Raw genomic sequence first — 18,128 nt, 5'->3', positions numbered from 1 at the left:
GGAAGACCCTTTATGAAAAAAGTTGCCTTTATCCTCGCGGCCCTGGCCCTTGCGGGCTGCCACTCCACTGCCCGCGACTCGTCGCCCAGCCTGTTGAAAGATGGCGTGCAGTTGCAGCAGAACAAAGTCGTGGCGGACGCCGAACACGCCAAAGTGATCATGCGCGCCACCGGCTTTACTTACCCCGTGCAGTTCTCCGTGCGCCGTGGCGGCGATGCCGATCAGCGGCCGGAGATCCTCGGCACGGTGGTGGATTCTGGTCGGGGCAAGGTGTTTGGCTGGATCGCCAAGATGAGCGAGGTGGCCAACAGCGCTGCCGTCAAACGCTTCCCGCAGTTGGAAGTACTGGCCGATCCGGGGCAGACGATCGAGGTGTTGGGCGAGTCGCGAGTGTATGACTCGAACTACTACAGCTACGCCGAAAAAACGGTCTACGCCTGCGGCCCGATGACCTCGGCGTTCAAACCGCAAAAGCAAAAGGTTTACCTAGTGGAATTCGTGATTGTCGGCGCCGGCTGTGAGCAGCATGCCTATGACATCACCGACCCTGCGCAGCGCATCCCCGTCCCCGCGTCCTGAATCATGCACCCTACAACCGCCGGGCACATTGGCGGTGTTGTCCGTAGTAAATGGAGTTTCAAATGAAGCGCAAGCAGTTCCAGAAAACCCTGTTGGCCATGATGGTCAGCGCAGTTGCCGCACAAGTCAGCGCGGTGGAATTTGACGTCAGCACCGGGCAGAACAACGTATGGGCCTCCCAGACGTTCAACGAGCCTGTGACCCTGGTGGGCACGCGCAACGTGGTGTCGACCCAGCCCAGTGCCGATGGTGTGAATATTGCCCTGACGAATATCCAGGGCACGCTGCGCAACGACGCCAACCTCACCCTGGATGCCAGCGGCCGAGCCATCCGTGGCCTGATCGTCGATGGGGCGCTGGATCAAATGCTCACCACCACCGGCAGCAACATCACCGGCGATATCATCCAGGCCGGCAATATTCACCTGAGCAACACCATTTGGGCCGAAGGTTTTGAAGTCGGTGCCAGCAACGTGGGCGGCAGCATCATCAACTCGGGCAACATCACCCTGGTCGAAGTCCCCGGTTCCGGCGATGAATCCGACGCCGAGGGTATCTACCTCAACGGCACCACCGTGGCGGGCGACGTGGTCAACAGCGGTGTGGTGGATGTCACGTCCTACTACGGCTATGGCCTGATCCTCGATACCCACAACAACCTGCCGGTGACCATCGGTGGCAAGCTGCTCAATTCCGGGACCCTCCGCGTTACCGGTGAAGAGGCCCTGGGGATCGAGATCGAAACCGATACCAACCCCCTGCGTATCGAAAACAGCGGCCTGGTTTCCGTCAACGGCGGGCAGGCGATTGCCGTGCAGCTCGATGCGGGCACCTACGATTACCTGCTCAACACCGGCACCATCGAAGCCAGCGGCAGCAACGCCATGGCCTTCAACGTGCAAGGCGCGACCTTTAACACCACCTCGCCGAGCGGTGAGCGCGGCCTGATCAACCGTGGCGTGATCAGCGCCGACGCGACGGCGATCAAGGTCAACCCGAAGTACCAGTTGACGCCGTTCGCGATCAACCAGCAAGCCGGGGAAATCCGCAGCAACTCCGGCACCGCCATCGACGCGGCCAACCTGGCGAGCCTGAACTGGAGCGGCGGCAAAATCGTCGGTGATGTGCTCGGTGTCACGGCTGTGAACATCAACGGCCAGGCCGATTTTACCGGCGCGCGCATTGGCGGCCCGGTATCGGTCAACGCGGGTTCGTTGAACCTGTCCGGCGCCGGCACCACCATCACTGGCGACCTGAATGTAGCCAGCGGCGCTGGGGTTGATATGCGCCTGTCCAATAGCGTCGTACCGACCACGCCTTACCTCACGGTCAGCGGTGCCGCGAACTTCGCCCAGGGCTCCAACGTGACCTTGAGCGCCAAGCCCGGTGATTTCACCGCAGCGCCCAGCGGCACCGAATACACCCTACTGCAAGCCAGCAGCGTGCAAAACAACGGCCTGACGGTCGCCAGCAGCTCGTCGTTGCTCGATGTGCTCAGCTACTCGGCCGATGCGCAGACGGTCAAGGCCGTGGTGGGCTTGAAGCCAGACGAGCAGGTGCAAACCGACCTCGGCGGCGTGGGCGCCAGCACCTCGGCAGTCACCGCCGTGAACCTGCTGAAAAACGAAGTGCTGGGGCAACTGAGCCAGGACGACGCAGTGTTCCAGGCCGTGGCCAACGCCAGCAGCGCCCAGCAACTGGCGCAGATTGGCGAACAGCTCAAACCTGACGTAAACCGTGGCGCGCTGGACGTGGCCTTGTCCGGGCAGACCGTGATCAACGGCACGATCCTCAACCGCCTGGCCGGCCAGCGCGATGGTAGCGAGCGTGGCGGCGTGTGGGTGCAAGGCCTGAGCAGCAACATGGACCAGGACGGTCGCGGTGGCGATAACGGTTACTCGGCCAACAGCAGTGGTGTGGCAGTCGGCGTGGACGGTCGCTTGAACGACAGCACCCGCGTGGGCGTGGCGTACAGCTACCTCAACTCCAATATCCATTCGGACCTGGGCAACAAGACTGAAGTGCAGGGCAACGCGCTGTCGCTGTATGGCAACTGGTCGCTGCAGAACTGGTTTGTCGATGGCAGCCTGAGCTACGGCGTCAACGACAACGACAGCAAGCGCCACATCGCCGGCACCACGGCCAAGGGCAGCTACGACAGCCAGGCGTTGTCGGCCAGCGTGATCGGCGGCTACAGCTTCAAAGCGTCGGACAGTGTGCTGATCGAACCGCGTGTCGCCGCGCGTTACTCCAGCGTGCACATGGACAGCCTGCATGAGAAGGGCTCTTCGGCAGCCCTGAACACCGGTTCCCAACGTTATGAGGTCGGTGAGCTGGGCGCCGGCCTGCGTGTGGCAGGCAACCTGGCGCTGGGTGCTGGCACCCTGCAACCGGAAGCGACCTTGATGGCCTATCACGACCTGATGGGGGATCGCGTGGCGCAGACTTCCAGCTTTGTGAACGACGGTTCGACGTTCAGCGTGACCGGCGCTTCGGTGGCGCGTGACAGCTATGAAGCCAGCGTGGGTGTGAACTACCAGGTCTCGGCGTTCAGCGTCGGCGCCAGCTACACCCGCCAGGCTCGCAGTGGGTTTGATGCCGATGGCGTCATGCTCAAGGCCCGTTACGCGTTCTAAACCGTCCTGGTAGGAGCGAGCTTGTGTGGGAACTGGCAAGCCTGCTCCCACACAAGCCTGCTCCCACCAGTGCGAAACAACTTGAGAACCGCTCTCAACCCCGTAAAATGCGCAGCACTTAATCAGGGATGAATTTGAAGATGCGCATTTTTGCCTTGCTGCTGGCTCTTTCCTTTCTGGCCGGCTGCGCTTCCAAACCCCCGTACTACATCTCTCCAGCACCCGTGACCATTCCCAAGACCGCCACCTTCTGGGTCGATACCTTCGACGTCAAAGTGGTGGGGCAGGGCCGAATTTTCATGTCGGACGCCAAAGTCCGCGAGCAACTGGGCGTCGACTTGGTCGACCGTCTGCTCAAGGCCAAGCGCTACGCCAGCAGCAAGCAGACCGCTGACTACCTGCTGGACGTGGATATCGTCTACGTGCGCCATATCCTCGACTCCAAGGGCGGTATCACCAGCCTGGTGGTCGACGACAACACCATCCTGCAAAGCATCGACTTCGGCTACAAGGTCAAGGTCAAGAAAGCCGACGCCGAGGTGCTGCATTTTGCCCAGGATCGGGGTGGCCTGGTGCCCAATAACTGGGGCGGCCAGGTGCAGCAATGGAAGACCGTTGGTGGGATCCTGACCAATGAAGGCAACGCCAATATCGAGCGCCATTTCACCGGTGGCTTGAGCAATTACATCGTGCACGACCTGCGCGCCATACCCTCACGTTAATACCCCGGATTTATTCACCTAGGAGCACCCTGTGAAATCACTCTGCAAAATCCTGCTGTCCGGCCTTGCCGCCACGGCACTGCTGACCCTGGCCGGTTGCGCCACGGAAAGCTCCCGCGCACTGCCGATCGAAAAAGTCGCCAGCGCCAGCGTCGCCTACTCCGGCGTACGCGTGCCGATTGCCGTGGGCAAGTTCGATAACCGCTCCAGCTACATGCGCGGGATCTTCTCCGATGGCGTGGACCGCCTCGGTGGCCAGGCCAAGACCATCCTGATCACCCACTTGCAGCAGACCAACCGCTTCAGCGTGCTGGACCGCGACAACATGGGCGAAATCTCCCAGGAAGCGAAAATCAAGGGCACCGTCCAGAACCTCAAGGGTGCTGACTACGTGGTGACCGGCGATGTGACCGAGTTCGGCCGCAAAGAAACCGGCGACCGCCAGTTGTTCGGCATTCTCGGCCGTGGCAAGACCCAGGTGGCCTACGCCAAGATCAACCTGAATATCGTCAACATCAGCACCTCCGAAGTGGTGTATTCCACCCAGGGCGCCGGTGAATACGCGCTGTCGAACCGTGAAGTCGTGGGCTTTGGCGGCACCGCCAGCTATGACTCCACCCTCAATGGCAAGGTCCTGGACCTGGCCATGCGCGAAGCGATCAACCGCCTGGTCGACGGTATCAACGCCGGCGCCTGGAACCCGCGTAACTGATTTAAGTGTTTTCAAGGAGCAGTACACGGATGAGCAAGGCAGTTAAGTTAGCGCTGATGCTGACAGCAACCGCGCTGGTTGCAGGGTGCCAGACGGCACCCAAGCCCCTGTATCAATGGGAAAGCTACCAGCCACAGGTTTACGAGTACTTCAAGGGCGAGCCCAAGGAAGCCCAGGTCGAAGCGCTGGAACGCGACCTGCAAAAGATCAACGCCAGTGGCCGCCAGGCCCCGCCGGGCTACCACGCCCACCTGGGCTTGCTGTACCTGAGCATGGGCAAGGATGACCAGATGGTGCAGCAGTTGCGCACCGAGAAGGCGCTGTTCCCCGAGTCTGCTGCCTACATGGACTTTTTGCTCAAGAACGCCAAGGCCCCAGAGGTGAAGAAATGAGCTTTTTGAAACTCACCGGCGCCTTGCTCGCCCTGGCCTTGCTGGGCGGTTGCGCGGCACCCAAGACCGTCGATTACTCGGCCTACAAGCAGGCGCGGCCGAAGTCGATCCTGGTGCTGCCACCGATCAACGAGTCCCCTGAAGTGCAGGCCTCCTACAGCCTGGTATCGCAGGTGACCTACCCGTTAGCGGAAGCCGGCTACTATGTGATGCCGATTGCCCTGGTGGACGAAACCTTCCGCCAGAACGGCCTGACCACCGCCAACGATATCCAGGGCGTGCCGCCGGGCAAGCTGCATGAGATTTTCGGCGCAGACGCGGCGCTGTACATCACCGTCAGCGAGTACGGCACCAAGTACATGCTGATCACCAGCGACACCTCCGTGACAGCCTCGGCCAAACTGGTCGACCTGCGCACCGGCACCACCCTGTGGACCGGCTCGGCACGGGCGTCCAGCGAGGAAGGCAACAACAACGGCGGCGGCCTGGTGGGCATGCTGATCACTGCGGCGGTCAAGCAAGTGATCAACAGCTCCACCGACGCGGCGCATCCGATTGCTGGTATCACCAGCGCGCGCCTGTTGTCGGCCGGCCAACGCACCGGGATCCTGTACGGCCCGCGCTCGCCCAAGTACGGCTCGGACTGATCTGGACCAGTCACTGCCGCTCCAATGTGGGAGCGGGCTTGCCCGCGATAGCGGTAGGTCAGTCACCGTATGTATTGACTCGCCCACCGCTATCGCAGGTCAAGCCAGCTCCCACATAGGTTGAGTGACCAGACGCTAACCCGAATCCCGACGCTCCTACGTCTGACCTTGTGAACGCATCATTCACACACGAGGTTCAGCCCATGTCCCATCCTCTTCTCCTCCTGCGCCCCGCTGCCCAGGGCTTTGCCGTGACCTTGCTGGTGGCACTTGCCGGGTGTGGGCTGTCATCCCGTGACGAGGCCAAGGCGCCCGAAGCGGCTGCCGTCCCCGAACTGCAAAGCGTGCCTGTCCAGGCTCAGGGCGCCATGCTCAAAAGAATGGCGATGCCGGCACCGATGGCCATGCATGACGCTGTGGCGATGGAGTACCGCGCCGAGCCGCGTGAGCAGTATCAAAACCTGCCGGACAACCCAGTGCACAGCGTTGCCGAAACCCCGGTCTCGACCTTCAGCGTCGATGTCGACACGGGCAGCTATGCCAATGTCAGGCGTTTCCTCAACCAAGGCCAGCTGCCGCCCGAAGGTGCCGTGCGACTTGAGGAAATGGTCAATTACTTCCCCTACGACTACCCACTGCCGAGCGATGGCTCACCGTTCGGCGTGACCACCGAAGTCGCCGCCACCCCCTGGAACCCCAACACGCGCCTGCTGCGCGTCGGCATCAAGGCCTCCGAGCGTGCGGTGGCCGAATTGGCGCCGGCCAATCTGGTGTTCCTGGTGGATGTTTCCGGCTCCATGGACCGCCGCGAAGGCCTGCCGCTGGTGAAAAGCACCCTCAAGCTGCTGGTCGACCAACTGCGCGATCAGGACCGCGTGTCGCTGGTGGTATATGCCGGCGAGTCGCGGGTGGTGCTCAAGCCCACGTCCGGGCGTGACAAGGCAAACATCCGCAACGCCATCGAGCAACTGACCGCCGGCGGCTCCACGGCGGGCGCATCGGGCATCGAACTGGCCTATCAGATGGCCCGCGAAGGGTTTATCGACCAGGGTATCAACCGCATCCTGCTGGCCACCGACGGTGACTTCAACGTCGGCATCAGCGACTTCGACAGCCTCAAGCAGATGGCCGTGGACCAGCGCAAAAGCGGGGTATCCCTGACCACCCTGGGGTTTGATGTGGACAACTACAACGAGCACCTGATGGAGCAACTGGCCGACGCGGGCGATGGCAACTACGCCTATATCGACAACCTGCGCGAAGCGCGCAAGGTCCTGGTGGAGCAACTCAGCTCGACCCTGGCCGTGGTGGCGCGGGATGTAAAGCTGCAGGTGGAATTCAACCCGGCCCAGGTCAGCGAATATCGCCTGCTGGGCTATGAAAACCGCGCCTTGAAACGTGAGGATTTCAGCAATGACAAGGTGGACGCCGGCGAAATCGGTGCCGGGCATACCGTGACAGCGCTGTATGAAATCGTACCCAAGGGTTCAAAAGGCTGGCTGGAACCGCTGCGCTATACCCAGGCCAAGGCTGGCGAGGGCAATGCCACAGAACTGGCCATGTTGCGGGTACGCTACAAGCCGGCGGCGGGTGGTAGCAGTCGCCTGATCGAACACCCGATCAAGAGTGCTCAACACACGCCCAGCGACGACCTGCGCTTCTCGGCCGCCGTGGCCGCCTTCGCCCAACAGCTCAAGGGCGATGGCCGCTACACTGGCAGCATGAGCCTAAAAGACACCGCCGCCCTGGCCCGCTCGGCCCGCGGTGATGATCCCTACGGCCTGCGTAATGAATTTGTACAGTTGGTGGAGCTGGCCCAGAGCCTCAAACACTGATCTTGCACACGATACAGCTCTAATGGGGGAGCTGGCTTGCCCGGCTCCCACAGGTAATCTGCAGTGATCCATCGAAAGGAGTTCGCCACTTAACATGGCCGTACCAGATGATCCACCCAGCGACGAATCGCTGCTGGCCCGCTACCGCAGCGGCGATGCAGGCGCCTTCGAAATCCTTTATGCCCGGCACCGCCAGGGCCTTTACCGGTTTCTCGTGGGCCTCTGCAATAAGGCCGAACTGGCTGAGGAAATCTACCAGGACACCTGGCTCAGCCTGATCCGCAGCACTACCCAGCCACAAGGCCGCGCGAGTTTTCGTACCTGGCTGTTCCAGATTGCCCGCAACCGCCTGATCGACCATTGGCGCAAGCACGGCATCCACAACCCGCTGCACGACAGCTACGACGAACAACTGCACGCCCAGCCCGACACCGGCGCCGGCCCCGAGCAGCAACTGAGCCTGAGCCGCGACCAGGGCCGTCTCGATGCAGCGTTGCAAGACCTGCCCGAAGACCAGCGCGAAGTGTTTATGCTGCGCCTGCACGGCGACCTGGAACTGCCGCAAATCGCCGCCCTGACCGGCAGCCCACTGGAAACGGTAAAAAGCCGCTTGCGTTACGCCCAGCAGAAATTGCGTCGGCTGCTGGCCGAGGAGGTACCCGTATGACTGACTCCCGACACCCCCAGGATCCGACTGACGAAGGGCTGATCCAGCACTTTCGCCAACACAGCGCCAGCGAGCCGCCTGCGTCCCTCGACGCCTTCATCCTCGCTGCCGCCCGCCGCGAAGCACCGGCTCCCGGGCCAAACCTGTGGCAACGCTGGCTGCAAGCTTGCCAACGACCACGCTGGCAGATGGCGTTTGCCACCGTGGCCGGGGTCGCACTGATGATTGGCGTGGTAATGCGCTCGCCAGTACCTGATATCGACCTGCCCGAAGCCGCCGAATATGCCGCTGCGCCACCGCCGCAGGCACTGTCTGCCCCAGCCGCCCCCGCGCCCATGGCCCGTATGGCGATGGCACCACAGGCTGACAGCGCGTCGGTCCAGGCCGAGATGGCGGCGGTCGTGGCCGATGAGCCCGTGGCGAAAATGAGCAAGCAGATAGCCGCCAAACCGCAGTCCCTGGAGCAGGGGCTTGAGGAGATTGTGCATCTGCGCGAGGCGGGAGAGAGCAGGGCGGCGGATGAGAAGCTGCTGGCGCTGCACAAGCGCTTTCCTGACGAAGACCTGCCCGCCCGGTTGGAAGCGTTGCAAAAGCGTTGAACCCGCGCCCACCAAAAAGCCCCAGGTCTTGCGACCTGGGGCTTTTCGTCTGTATCTGCGGCTCCCGGCCCGATTTGAACTAAGACCTACAGGCAGCGGTTTTATAGGCTGTCTTGATACGCCACGACTTGGTCTTTGAGCCAGCTGTGCAGGGAGGTTAATTGCGCCGAACGTTTAATCCCCAGTGGCCAGACCAGGTAGTAGCTCGAAGAATGCGCCGGTTCGATGTCGGTGAGTTTGACCAGCTCCCCACGTTGAATCAGTGAATGGGCGATCGAGCGGCGCGTCAATGCGACGCCGTGCCCGAGCCGTACCGCTTCGAGCAGCAAGGTGGAGTCGGTGAACTCCAGCGAGGCGTGAGGGCGTTGCCCCTCCACGCCTGCGGCGCACAGCCAGGTTGCCCAGCTTTCACTGGCGTGTAGCAGTGGCTGCTCGAGGATGGCGTGCGGCGTGTCTGGCAATACACCGTGGTTGAAGTCGCGAGCAGCGACCACCAGCAATGAGTCGCTCATCAGTGTTTCGCAATGCATATCGGGCCATTGGCCGTGACCGAAGCGGATTGCGCAATTGACCAGGCCCTGTTCTAAACCGGCGAACGCCATGGTCGATTCCAATTTCAGGCGCAACCCGGGATGGGCACTCATAAAACCGTGCAAGCGCGGCAATAACCAGTGCATGGCATAGGAGGGCAGCACTGACAGGGTCAGTTGCGGGAAATTGCTTCTCGCCAGAAACTTCTCTGTGACCCCGGCGATTTCACCCAGCGCCTGCCTGATCTGGTAGGCATAAATGCGCCCCTCTTCCGTCAACACCAGGGAACGTCCGCTGCGCATCACCAAGGCAATACCCAAATACTCTTCAAGAGAGCCAATCTGATGGCTGACGGCACTGTGGGTCACGTGCAGCTCAACGGCCGCCAAATTCACCTTGCCCAGCCGGGCCAAAGCCTCGAAGGCGCGCAATGCGGCGAGTGGAGGGAGCTTCAATAGGTGAATTCCTTTCACGGAAAAGTCTAATAATAGCCGCTATACGTGAAGCGAGCGAGATACCGATAATAGCGACGATTTAATTATTTAAATAATGTCATGCTAATAAAGCGGGAGTTGTTCGCCATGATCAATGAAATCCAGTCGTTTCTGAAAAACTACTTTGATGTATTGCAAACCCAGGACTTGAATCTGTTTGATCGGGTCTTTCATCGGGGTTGCGTGTTATATAGCGCACAAGACTCGACCGTGGTCGTCCGGTCTTTTGATGAGTACAGGGCCATGGTTCAAGGCCGTCAGTCGCCACAGGAAGGTGGTTTTCCACAACTTGATGAAGTGTTGATGATTGATGTGATGTCTGCGGAAATGGCCATCGTTAAAGTGCGTTTGCGCCTATTCAATAACGTCATGGTCGACTACTTGAACTTGATGAAAGTCGATGGCCAGTGGATGATCTTCGCCAAGCTCTTTCACAAGGCCGGTGAAGTGACAACTCAGTAAGCTAACGGCCAGATGCAAAATGAGAACAAACTTATGTAGTGCACTCTTCGCGTTGCCAGTTTACGCACTCCAACTTACAACGCAAAAGCGCTTTGCCTAGTTGGATATGGCCGGCAGAAGAGTCTTTGTGACAGCGCCCACAAAAAAGCCCCAGGTCTTGCGACCTGGGGCTTTTTTCTGTATCTGGTGCACCCGGCGGGATTCGAACCCACGACCCCTGCCTTCGGAGGGCAGTACTCTATCCAGCTGAGCTACGGATGCTTGTGCGGGCGCCATCATACCCATGTCGACCTTGGGCGTCCATGCTGGTTTTTGGCCGTCTGCCGGTAGGATTCTGGAGCGGCGAGGCTCTGTACCGGGCGGTGTGCGTCCTTGGCGCTGAATCCGGCTGTTGTGCGCCTGTCAGAATAATTCGGCTAATGCGCCGTTTTCGTTCTTTTTTTCGAACAGACTATTGCCCTGCCCCCCCATTGATCCTAGGATTCGTTTGAGATTTCAAACGCTCTGTCTCCCGTGCGCGATGTTTCAGCTTGCGCCCAGTGACTGATTTCCCTGACGGCAGCCTTCGAGGCGCCTTTCAACAACTCTAATTTGCCCCGCGCGCGCGCGGTGCTGTTAAGGAAAGCCGACATGCAGCTTAAAGACACCCAGTTGTTCCGCCAGCAAGCCTTTATTGATGGCGCTTGGGTCGATGCGGACAACGGTCAAACGATCAAGGTCAACAACCCCGCGACTGGCGAGATCCTGGGCACCGTGCCGAAGATGGGCGCCGCCGAAACCCGTCGTGCCATCGAAGCCGCCGACAAGGCTTTGCCGGCCTGGCGCGCACTGACTGCCAAGGACCGTGCAAACAAGCTGCGTCGCTGGTTCGAGCTGATCATCGAGAACCAGGATGACCTGGCGCGTCTGATGACCCTGGAGCAGGGCAAGCCGCTGGCCGAAGCCAAGGGCGAAATCGTCTACGCCGCTTCGTTTATCGAGTGGTTCGCCGAAGAGGCCAAGCGTATCTACGGGGACGTGATCCCTGGCCATCAGCCAGACAAGCGCCTGATCGTGATGAAGCAGCCGATCGGCGTCACCGCCGCCATCACGCCGTGGAACTTCCCGGCCGCGATGATCACCCGTAAAGCCGGCCCGGCCCTGGCTGCCGGTTGCACCATGGTCCTCAAGCCTGCGTCGCAAACCCCGTTCTCGGCGTTTGCCCTGGCTGAGCTGGCCCAGCGTGCCGGGATTCCAAACGGCGTGTTCAGTGTGGTCTCCGGCAGCGCTGGCGATATCGGCAGCGAGCTGACCAGCAACCCGACCGTGCGTAAATTGTCCTTCACCGGCTCGACCGAAATCGGTCGCCAGTTGATGGCCGAATGCGCCAAGGACATCAAGAAAGTTTCCCTGGAACTGGGCGGCAACGCGCCGTTCATCGTGTTCGACGACGCCGACCTGGATAAGGCCGTCGAAGGCGCGATCATCTCCAAGTACCGCAACAACGGCCAGACGTGCGTGTGCGCCAACCGCCTGTACATCCAGGATTCGGTGTACGACGCGTTCGCGGAAAAACTCAAAGTGGCCGTAGCCAAATTGAAGATCGGCAACGGTCTGGAAGAAGGCACCACGACTGGCCCGCTGATCGACGAAAAAGCCGTGGCCAAGGTCCAGGAACACATCGCCGATGCCTTGAGCAAAGGTGCGACCCTGTTGGCGGGCGGTAAGGTTATGGAAGGCAACTTCTTCGAGCCGACTATCCTCACCAACGTGCCGAAAAACGCTGCCGTGGCCAAGGAAGAAACCTTCGGCCCGCTGGCGCCGTTGTTCCGCTTCAAAGACGAAGCCGAAGTGATCGCGATGTCTAACGACACCGAATTTGGCCTGGCCTCCTACTTCTATGCCCGCGACCTGGGCCGTGTGTTCCGTGTGGCCGAGGCCTTGGAATACGGCATGGTCGGCGTCAACACCGGGCTGATCTCCAACGAAGTGGCGCCGTTCGGCGGTATTAAGGCGTCGGGCCTGGGCCGTGAAGGCTCCAAGTACGGTATCGAGGATTACCTGGAAATCAAATACCTCTGCCTGGGTATCTAACCGGCAAGGTATCGCTGCAAACGCAAAGGGCACGAGAGCGCTGTCCCTTTGCGTGCTTCAAACCGTTATTCGAAGTGGCCGGGAAAGCTGTGGCAGTCGATCATCGCATGCTGCCGTAGTTGCCTCCCCGTCACGTATTCCTTGGACCACGCCACCCGATGAGTGGCGAATGAGGACTTTATGAGCAACAAGACCAACGCTTCCTTGATGAAACGCCGCGAAGCCGCTGTACCGCGCGGTGTTGGCCAGATTCACCCGATCTTCGCCGAATCCGCGAAGAACGCCACCGTGACTGACGTTGAAGGTCGCGAGTTTATCGACTTCGCCGGCGGCATCGCCGTACTGAACACCGGTCACCTGCACCCGAAAATCATCGCGGCCGTGACCGAGCAGTTGAACAAGCTGACCCACACCTGCTTCCAGGTCCTGGCTTACGAGCCGTACGTGGAGCTGTGCGAAAAAGTTAACGCCAAGGTGCCAGGTGATTTCGCCAAGAAAACCCTGCTGGTCACCACCGGTTCCGAAGCCGTGGAAAACGCCGTGAAAATTGCGCGTGCCGCGACTGGCCGTGCCGGCGTGATCGCTTTCACCGGCGCTTACCACGGCCGCACCATGATGACCCTGGGCCTGACCGGCAAGGTTGTACCGTACTCCGCTGGCATGGGCCTGATGCCAGGCGGTATCTTCCGTGCGCTGTACCCGAACGAGTTGCACGGCGTGAGCATCGACGACTCCATCGCTAGCATCGAACGCATCTTCAAGAACGATGCCGAGCCGCGTGATATTGCTGCCATCATCATCGAGCCGGTACAGGGCGAGGGCGGTTTCTACGTAGCGCCTAAAGCCTTCATGAAGCGCCTGCGCGAACTGTGCGACAAGCACGGCATCCTGCTGATCGCCGACGAAGTGCAAACCGGTGCCGGCCGTACCGGGACCTTCTTTGCCATGGAGCAGATGGGCGTTGCTGCCGACCTGACCACCTTTGCCAAATCCATCGCGGGCGGCTTCCCGCTGGCTGGCGTGTGCGGCAAGGCAGAATACATGGACGCCATTGCCCCAGGTGGCCTGGGTGGCACCTATGCCGGTAGCCCGATCGCGTGCGCCGCGGCCCTGGCCGTGATGGAAGTGTTCGAAGAAGAGCATCTGCTGGACCGCTGCAAGGCTGTTGGCGAGCGTCTGGTCACTGGCCTGAAAGCCATCCAGGCCAAGTACCCGGTGATCGGCGAAGTGCGTGCCCTGGGCGCGATGATCGCGGTCGAGCTGTTCGAGGACGGCGACAGCCACAAGCCGAACGCTGCTGCGGTGGCCGCGGTGGTTGCCAAGGCGCGTGACAAGGGCCTGATCCTGCTGTCGTGCGGCACCTACGGCAACGTGTTGCGCGTGCTGGTCCCGCTGACCTCGCCGGACGAGCAGTTGGACAAAGGTTTGGCGATCATCGAAGAGTGCTTCTCCGAGCTGTAAGTGCAGGTTGGCTGGATCGAAAAAAACCCGCTTCGGCGGGTTTTTTTGTGGGCTATGCACCTATTCAGGCCTTGTTCCTTGTACGCAGGCGCTTCCTTTGTCTAATGTGCAAGGATTGCCGATGGAGCGTGCTGCATGACTGCTGTTGATTTACCTGCTGTACCCCGTGTGCTGATTGCCGAGCCCGACCCTTGGTCGCGGGATCTGCTCAAGCAGGTGTTGTTGAATGTGCGCTGCGACGCGCGGCTGGATGTGTGCGCCGACGGGCAGCACGCCGCCGAGCTGCTGCGAGACAAATCCTACGATTTGATCATTGCCGATTGGGAGCTGCCGGGCGTTGACGGCCTGAGCCTGTTGCGCAGTGTGCGTCAGCGTCGGCGGGTGCCCGTGTTGCCGTTCATCCTGCTGAGTACACGCAATGACGGCGCCAGCGTGCGCGAGGTATTGCCGCTGGCGCCCACCGCCTACCTGACCAAGCCACTGAACATGGAGGGTCTTACGCAACGCCTGCAGGATTTGTTGCTCAACGAAGGCGAAACGGTGTATTGCGAACCCCCCGCCCTGGCGGCGGGCATGTCCTTGCCGGTGTTCCTGGAGCAGCGTCGCGAGCTGTCGGACGGCGCGCCGCTGCGGGTTGACGTCAAGGCGGCCGTGCAACGCAGCCTCGCGCCGCAAGGGCTGGATCTCAAGCAATTGGAAGAGCAGGTCAAGGTTGATCCACAGATCACCGCGGTGCTGATCGCCGCCGCCAACAGCGCCGGCCAGCACGGCACACCGGTGCAGACCCTGTCCATGGCGCTGCACAAACTGGCCGCCGGGCAGAGCATGAACCTGATCCTCGGCCTGGCCCTCAAGCACAACGTGATCCTCAGCGATGCCAGCCTGATGGAATACGCTGAGCGTTATTGGCAATTGTCCCAGCGGACTGCGCAATACGGTCGTTCACTGGCGCGCATGCTCGACCTGGAACACGAACGCTGTTACAGCGCCGGTATTCTCCATCGGTTGGGCGACCTCGCCCTGCTGCGCAGCTTGCAGGAGTGGCGCCAGGGTGGTGGTGAACTGGATGAGGCGTTGATTGGCGAGTCATTGGCCACCTTTGGCGCCAGCTATGGCTCGGCGCTGCGCACGCGCTGGCGCTTGCCCCTGGAGCTGCGCCAACTGATCGCGGCGACCTACTCCCTGGAAGGCGGGGTGTATTCCCGTGAGGCGCTGGTGATGAACATCGCGGCGCAACTGGCAGGGCTGACCGAGCATGAAGGGGTCGAGGCGTTGGCCAAGGGCAAGACGGCGAGGTTGCTCAAGGTCGGGTTTGCAGAGCTGACGCGTATCCGCAAGCCTGGGTAGGCGCTGTGTCTGGCAGCAACAATGCTGAATGTGCCGCCGCCATCGTAGCCTCGCTAAAGCTCGACAACTCCCACATTTGATTTGTGGTGTGTCCAGAACTCCCAGCCTGGTCGAGCTCCCACATGGGGTTTGTGGGGTATCCAGAATTCCCAGCCTGGTCGAGCTCCCATATGGGTTTTGTGGGGTATCCAGAACTCCCAGCCTGGTCGAGCTCCCACATGGGGTTTGTTGAGTATCCAGAACTCCCAGCCTGGTCGAGCTCCCACATGAGGTTTGCGGGGTATCCAGAACTCCCAGCCTGGTCGAGCTCCCACATGGGGTTTGTGGAGTATCCAGAACTCCCTGCCTGGTCGAGATCCCACATGGGGTTTGTGGGGTATCCAGAATTCCCAGTCTGGTCGAGATCCCCTGTGGGAGCGGGCTTGCCCGCGATGGCGGTGGTCCAGGCGCTATTTTTTAGGGCCGTGAAAGGGCAGGCATTCAGCCGACAATCACCCGGTTCTTGCCCTGGCGCTTGGCTTCATACATGGCCGCATCAGCCCGGGCGAACAGGCTATCCAGGGTAGCATCTGCGCCGGTGAGGCTGGCCAGACCCTGGCTGACGGTCACGCCATAGGGCCGGCCGTCATGGCTGAATTCCAGTTGGCGCACTTCCTGCCCCAGGCGTTCGGCGACCTGCATGGCCCTTTCCGGTTCGCACCCCGGCAGCACTGCAGCAAATTCCTCGCCGCCAATGCGCCCGAACAGGTCGCCACGGCGCAATACCCCGCGGCCGCTCTCGGCGATACGCAATAACACCTGATCGCCCTCCAGGTGGCCGTAGGTGTCGTTGATGGCCTTGAAGTTATCTATATCCAGCAACAGGAAGGCCAGGGGCAGGCCTTGGGTGCAGGCACGTTCGAATTCGTGATGGGCGCACTCGAAGAAATGGCGACGGTTGCTGCTGCGGGTTAGCACGTCGGTGGTGGCCAGGCGCTGCAGCTCGAGTTCCAGGTGCTTTTTTTCGGTGATGTCCTCAGCGATGCCCACCACAATCAACGGTTTCCCTGGGGTGGCCTGTTGGTTGGTAAAGCACTTGTCGCTGAGCCAGCGGATCTGCCCGTCTGCGGTGATGATGCGGTACTGGCGATTCTCGACCGCCCCCAGCTCCAGCACCTGGGCCAGGCTGTGCTCGGCGTAATGCTGGTCTTCAGGGTGGATGCTGTCGCGCCAGCCACGGTGCTCGGCCAACAGTAGGCTGGCCGAGCGCCCGAAGATGCGCTCATAGGCCGGGCTTACGTACAGCACGCGGCGGGTCTCCCACTCGATGGCCCAGAGCACGGCGTTCACACTGACCAGCAGCGAGCTCAACAGCTGTTCACGCTGGCTCAGACGCTCCACTTCGCCCTGGGCATGCATCAACGCCAGCAAGGTAGCGGCAGCCGGCCGTGACGTATCCGTTGAGTCAGGTGTGGTGGGGATCGGGGAGTCCGTTTCGTGGACCATCGGCACAATTCTCTCTGGACATGCCGCAGCATTGAACAGCAGTCAAAACAAGGCCCGCCAGGATGGCGAAGTGTTGTTTGAGAGAGGGGAATTGCAGCTAAGTTCCGTTATCAGTCGCGATTGAGACGGAATGTTCGGTGACTGTGAAATGGCGCCAAAAAACTGTGGAGCCGGTAAGGACTGGGCGTCCTCCCGGCTCCTGCAACACCTAGGCGTTTGCGGGGCGCAACGAGTAGGTTTTCAACTGGTGGGCAAAGTCGCGCAGGGATTGGATCCCGCTGGCCTCGGCCTCGTGCACCCACTCCTTGATGGCCGCGAGCATGTCATGCCCGTTGCTGCTGGTCTTGAGCCAGATCTGTTGCAGCGCCAGGCGCTTTTCGTAGATCACCTTCAAGGCCTGGCTGTGCTCCAGCATGCTCTGGATGCGCACATGGTGGCGCTCATCCAGCAGACTGGTTTCCCGTGACAGCAGGCGCTTGGCCCGGTGGAACTGGTGGCGTACCGAATGATCGACCTTCTCCAGCTCCTGCTTGACCAGCGGCGCAATCACCAACTTGCGGTACTGGGCCATGATCTGGAAGCGGTTGTTGAGGATCGCCATGGCGGTGTCCATGTCCAGGTGGCCCTTGCCTTCCACTCGATGGGCAATCGGCGCCACGCGCTGCACCTTGGCCAGGCGCAGGAAGCTGAACACTTGGATCCAGGCCCAGCCCAGGTCGAATTCCCACTTCTTCACCGACAGTTTGGCGGAGTTGGGGTAGGTGTGATGATTGTTATGCAGCTCTTCGCCACCGACGATGATGCCCCACGGCACCAGGTTGGTCGCCGCGTCGCGGCATTCGAAGTTGCGATAACCGATGGCATGCCCCAGGCCGTTGATCACGCCGGCGGCCCAGAACGGGATCCACATCATCTGGATCGCCCAGATGGTGATGCCGATGGTGCCGAACAGCAGCACGTCGATAACGCCCATGAGGGCCACGCCCAGCAGCGGATAGCGGGTATAGAGCTTGCGTTCGATCCAGTCGTCCGGGCAGTTCTTGCCGTAGATGCGCAGGGTCTCGGGGTTTTCCGCCTCGGCGCGGTACAGCTCGGCACCTTTGCGCAGGACCGTGGACAGGCCCTTGATCACCGGGCTGTGGGGATCGTCGACGGTTTCGCACTTGGCGTGGTGTTTGCGGTGGATAGCGGTCCATTCGCGAGTATTCTGCGCCGTGGTCAGCCACAGCCAGAAGCGAAAGAAGTGTTTCAGGCCAGCATTGAGCTCCAGGGAGCGGTGGGCTGAATAGCGGTGTAGATAGACCGTGACACCGATAATGGTCACGTGGGTCATCAACAGAGTGACTGCCACCAGTTGCCAGGCTGACAAGTCAAGAAAACCGTTGTACCACATAGGCTGTATGGCCCTCAGATAAAGATAAGAACAACTGACGCATTATCACTTAGCCTACAGATAAAACCAGTCACCCTTTCAGATAGGAGTGAC

At 60.8% G+C, this 18,128-nt stretch carries 16 protein-coding genes and 1 tRNA gene; 13 read left to right on the top strand and 4 right to left on the bottom strand.

The window, feature by feature from the left end; genetic code table 11:
* Positions 1-12 precede the first annotated feature (12 nt).
* The 9 genes from HBR94_RS11150 (at position 13) to HBR94_RS11110 (ending at position 8,789) form a co-directional block, all read left to right on the top strand.
* Entirely contained in the window at positions 13-579 is a 567-nt protein-coding gene (locus HBR94_RS11150; protein ID WP_169960008.1) for a hypothetical protein, read from the top strand.
* Positions 580-641: 62 nt separating this feature from the next.
* On the top strand, positions 642-3,215 hold the full coding sequence (locus HBR94_RS11145; protein ID WP_170044783.1) for an autotransporter outer membrane beta-barrel domain-containing protein: 2,574 nt from the start codon (positions 642-644) through the stop codon (positions 3,213-3,215).
* A gap of 140 nt (positions 3,216-3,355) precedes the next feature.
* The gene (locus HBR94_RS11140) at positions 3,356-3,937 is read left to right on the top strand and encodes a hypothetical protein (protein WP_170044782.1); all 582 of its coding nucleotides are present in this window, start codon (positions 3,356-3,358) and stop codon (positions 3,935-3,937) included.
* A 31-nt stretch (positions 3,938-3,968) separates the two neighbouring features.
* Entirely contained in the window at positions 3,969-4,649 is a 681-nt protein-coding gene (locus HBR94_RS11135) for a CsgG/HfaB family protein (protein ID WP_057436965.1), read from the top strand.
* 29 nt (positions 4,650-4,678) lie between these two features.
* On the top strand, positions 4,679-5,041 hold the full coding sequence (locus HBR94_RS11130) for a DUF4810 domain-containing protein (RefSeq protein ID WP_057957961.1): 363 nt from the start codon (positions 4,679-4,681) through the stop codon (positions 5,039-5,041).
* A complete protein-coding gene (locus HBR94_RS11125; protein WP_057436967.1) occupies positions 5,038-5,688 on the top strand; it encodes a DUF799 domain-containing protein in 651 nt (216 codons plus the stop codon). Before HBR94_RS11130 ends, HBR94_RS11125 begins: the two co-directional genes overlap by 4 nt.
* Positions 5,689-5,891: 203 nt before the next feature.
* Positions 5,892-7,523 (top strand): VWA domain-containing protein, encoded by a 1,632-nt coding sequence (locus HBR94_RS11120; protein ID WP_170044781.1) that lies wholly within the window; start codon positions 5,892-5,894, stop codon positions 7,521-7,523.
* A 94-nt stretch (positions 7,524-7,617) separates the two neighbouring features.
* Positions 7,618-8,190, top strand: coding sequence for an RNA polymerase sigma factor (locus tag HBR94_RS11115; RefSeq protein WP_120731200.1), 573 nt, complete (start codon positions 7,618-7,620; stop codon positions 8,188-8,190).
* Positions 8,187-8,789: a hypothetical protein gene (locus HBR94_RS11110; protein ID WP_169960005.1), complete on the top strand. Its 603-nt coding sequence runs from the start codon at positions 8,187-8,189 to the stop codon at positions 8,787-8,789. The genes HBR94_RS11115 and HBR94_RS11110 overlap by 4 nt, the downstream gene beginning before the upstream one ends.
* A 101-nt stretch (positions 8,790-8,890) precedes the next feature.
* On the opposite strand, the gene HBR94_RS11105 is transcribed toward HBR94_RS11110, so the two are convergent.
* Positions 8,891-9,793: a LysR substrate-binding domain-containing protein gene (locus HBR94_RS11105; RefSeq protein WP_232544802.1), complete on the bottom strand. Its 903-nt coding sequence runs from the start codon at positions 9,791-9,793 to the stop codon at positions 8,891-8,893.
* A gap of 108 nt (positions 9,794-9,901) precedes the next feature.
* On the opposite strand from HBR94_RS11105, the gene HBR94_RS11100 reads away from it, so the two are divergent.
* A complete protein-coding gene (locus HBR94_RS11100; protein WP_057436977.1) occupies positions 9,902-10,276 on the top strand; it encodes a nuclear transport factor 2 family protein in 375 nt (124 codons plus the stop codon).
* A 184-nt stretch (positions 10,277-10,460) separates the two neighbouring features.
* Here the strand turns inward: HBR94_RS11100 and HBR94_RS11095 are convergent.
* Positions 10,461-10,537, bottom strand: a tRNA-Arg gene (locus HBR94_RS11095).
* Between the two features lie 369 nt (positions 10,538-10,906).
* On the opposite strand from HBR94_RS11095, the gene gabD reads away from it, so the two are divergent.
* The 3 genes from gabD to HBR94_RS11080 all read left to right on the top strand — a co-directional run bounded on the left by gabD (position 10,907) and on the right by HBR94_RS11080 (position 15,157).
* Positions 10,907-12,349, top strand: a complete 1,443-nt coding sequence (gabD, locus tag HBR94_RS11090; protein ID WP_057957966.1) for an NADP-dependent succinate-semialdehyde dehydrogenase — start codon at positions 10,907-10,909, stop codon at positions 12,347-12,349.
* Between the two features lie 180 nt (positions 12,350-12,529).
* Positions 12,530-13,810, top strand: coding sequence for a 4-aminobutyrate--2-oxoglutarate transaminase (gene gabT, locus HBR94_RS11085; RefSeq protein WP_057436980.1), 1,281 nt, complete (start codon positions 12,530-12,532; stop codon positions 13,808-13,810).
* A gap of 135 nt (positions 13,811-13,945) precedes the next feature.
* A complete protein-coding gene (locus HBR94_RS11080; protein WP_170044780.1) occupies positions 13,946-15,157 on the top strand; it encodes an HDOD domain-containing protein in 1,212 nt (403 codons plus the stop codon).
* A 480-nt stretch (positions 15,158-15,637) separates the two neighbouring features.
* Here HBR94_RS11080 and HBR94_RS11075 read toward each other — a convergent pair whose 3' ends face one another.
* Both HBR94_RS11075 and desA read right to left on the bottom strand, forming a co-directional pair.
* The gene (locus HBR94_RS11075) at positions 15,638-16,642 is read right to left on the bottom strand and encodes a sensor domain-containing diguanylate cyclase (RefSeq protein ID WP_057436982.1); all 1,005 of its coding nucleotides are present in this window, start codon (positions 16,640-16,642) and stop codon (positions 15,638-15,640) included.
* A gap of 208 nt (positions 16,643-16,850) precedes the next feature.
* Positions 16,851-18,035, bottom strand: a complete 1,185-nt coding sequence (gene desA / locus HBR94_RS11070) for a delta-9 fatty acid desaturase DesA (protein ID WP_057436984.1) — start codon at positions 18,033-18,035, stop codon at positions 16,851-16,853.
* Positions 18,036-18,128: the final 93 nt, after the last annotated feature.

The organism is Pseudomonas sp. WS 5412, from assembly GCF_012985615.1.
Classification (GTDB): Bacteria; Pseudomonadota; Gammaproteobacteria; order Pseudomonadales; family Pseudomonadaceae; genus Aquipseudomonas; species Aquipseudomonas shahriarae.
This window is presented reverse-complemented; position numbering and strand designations above follow the sequence as displayed.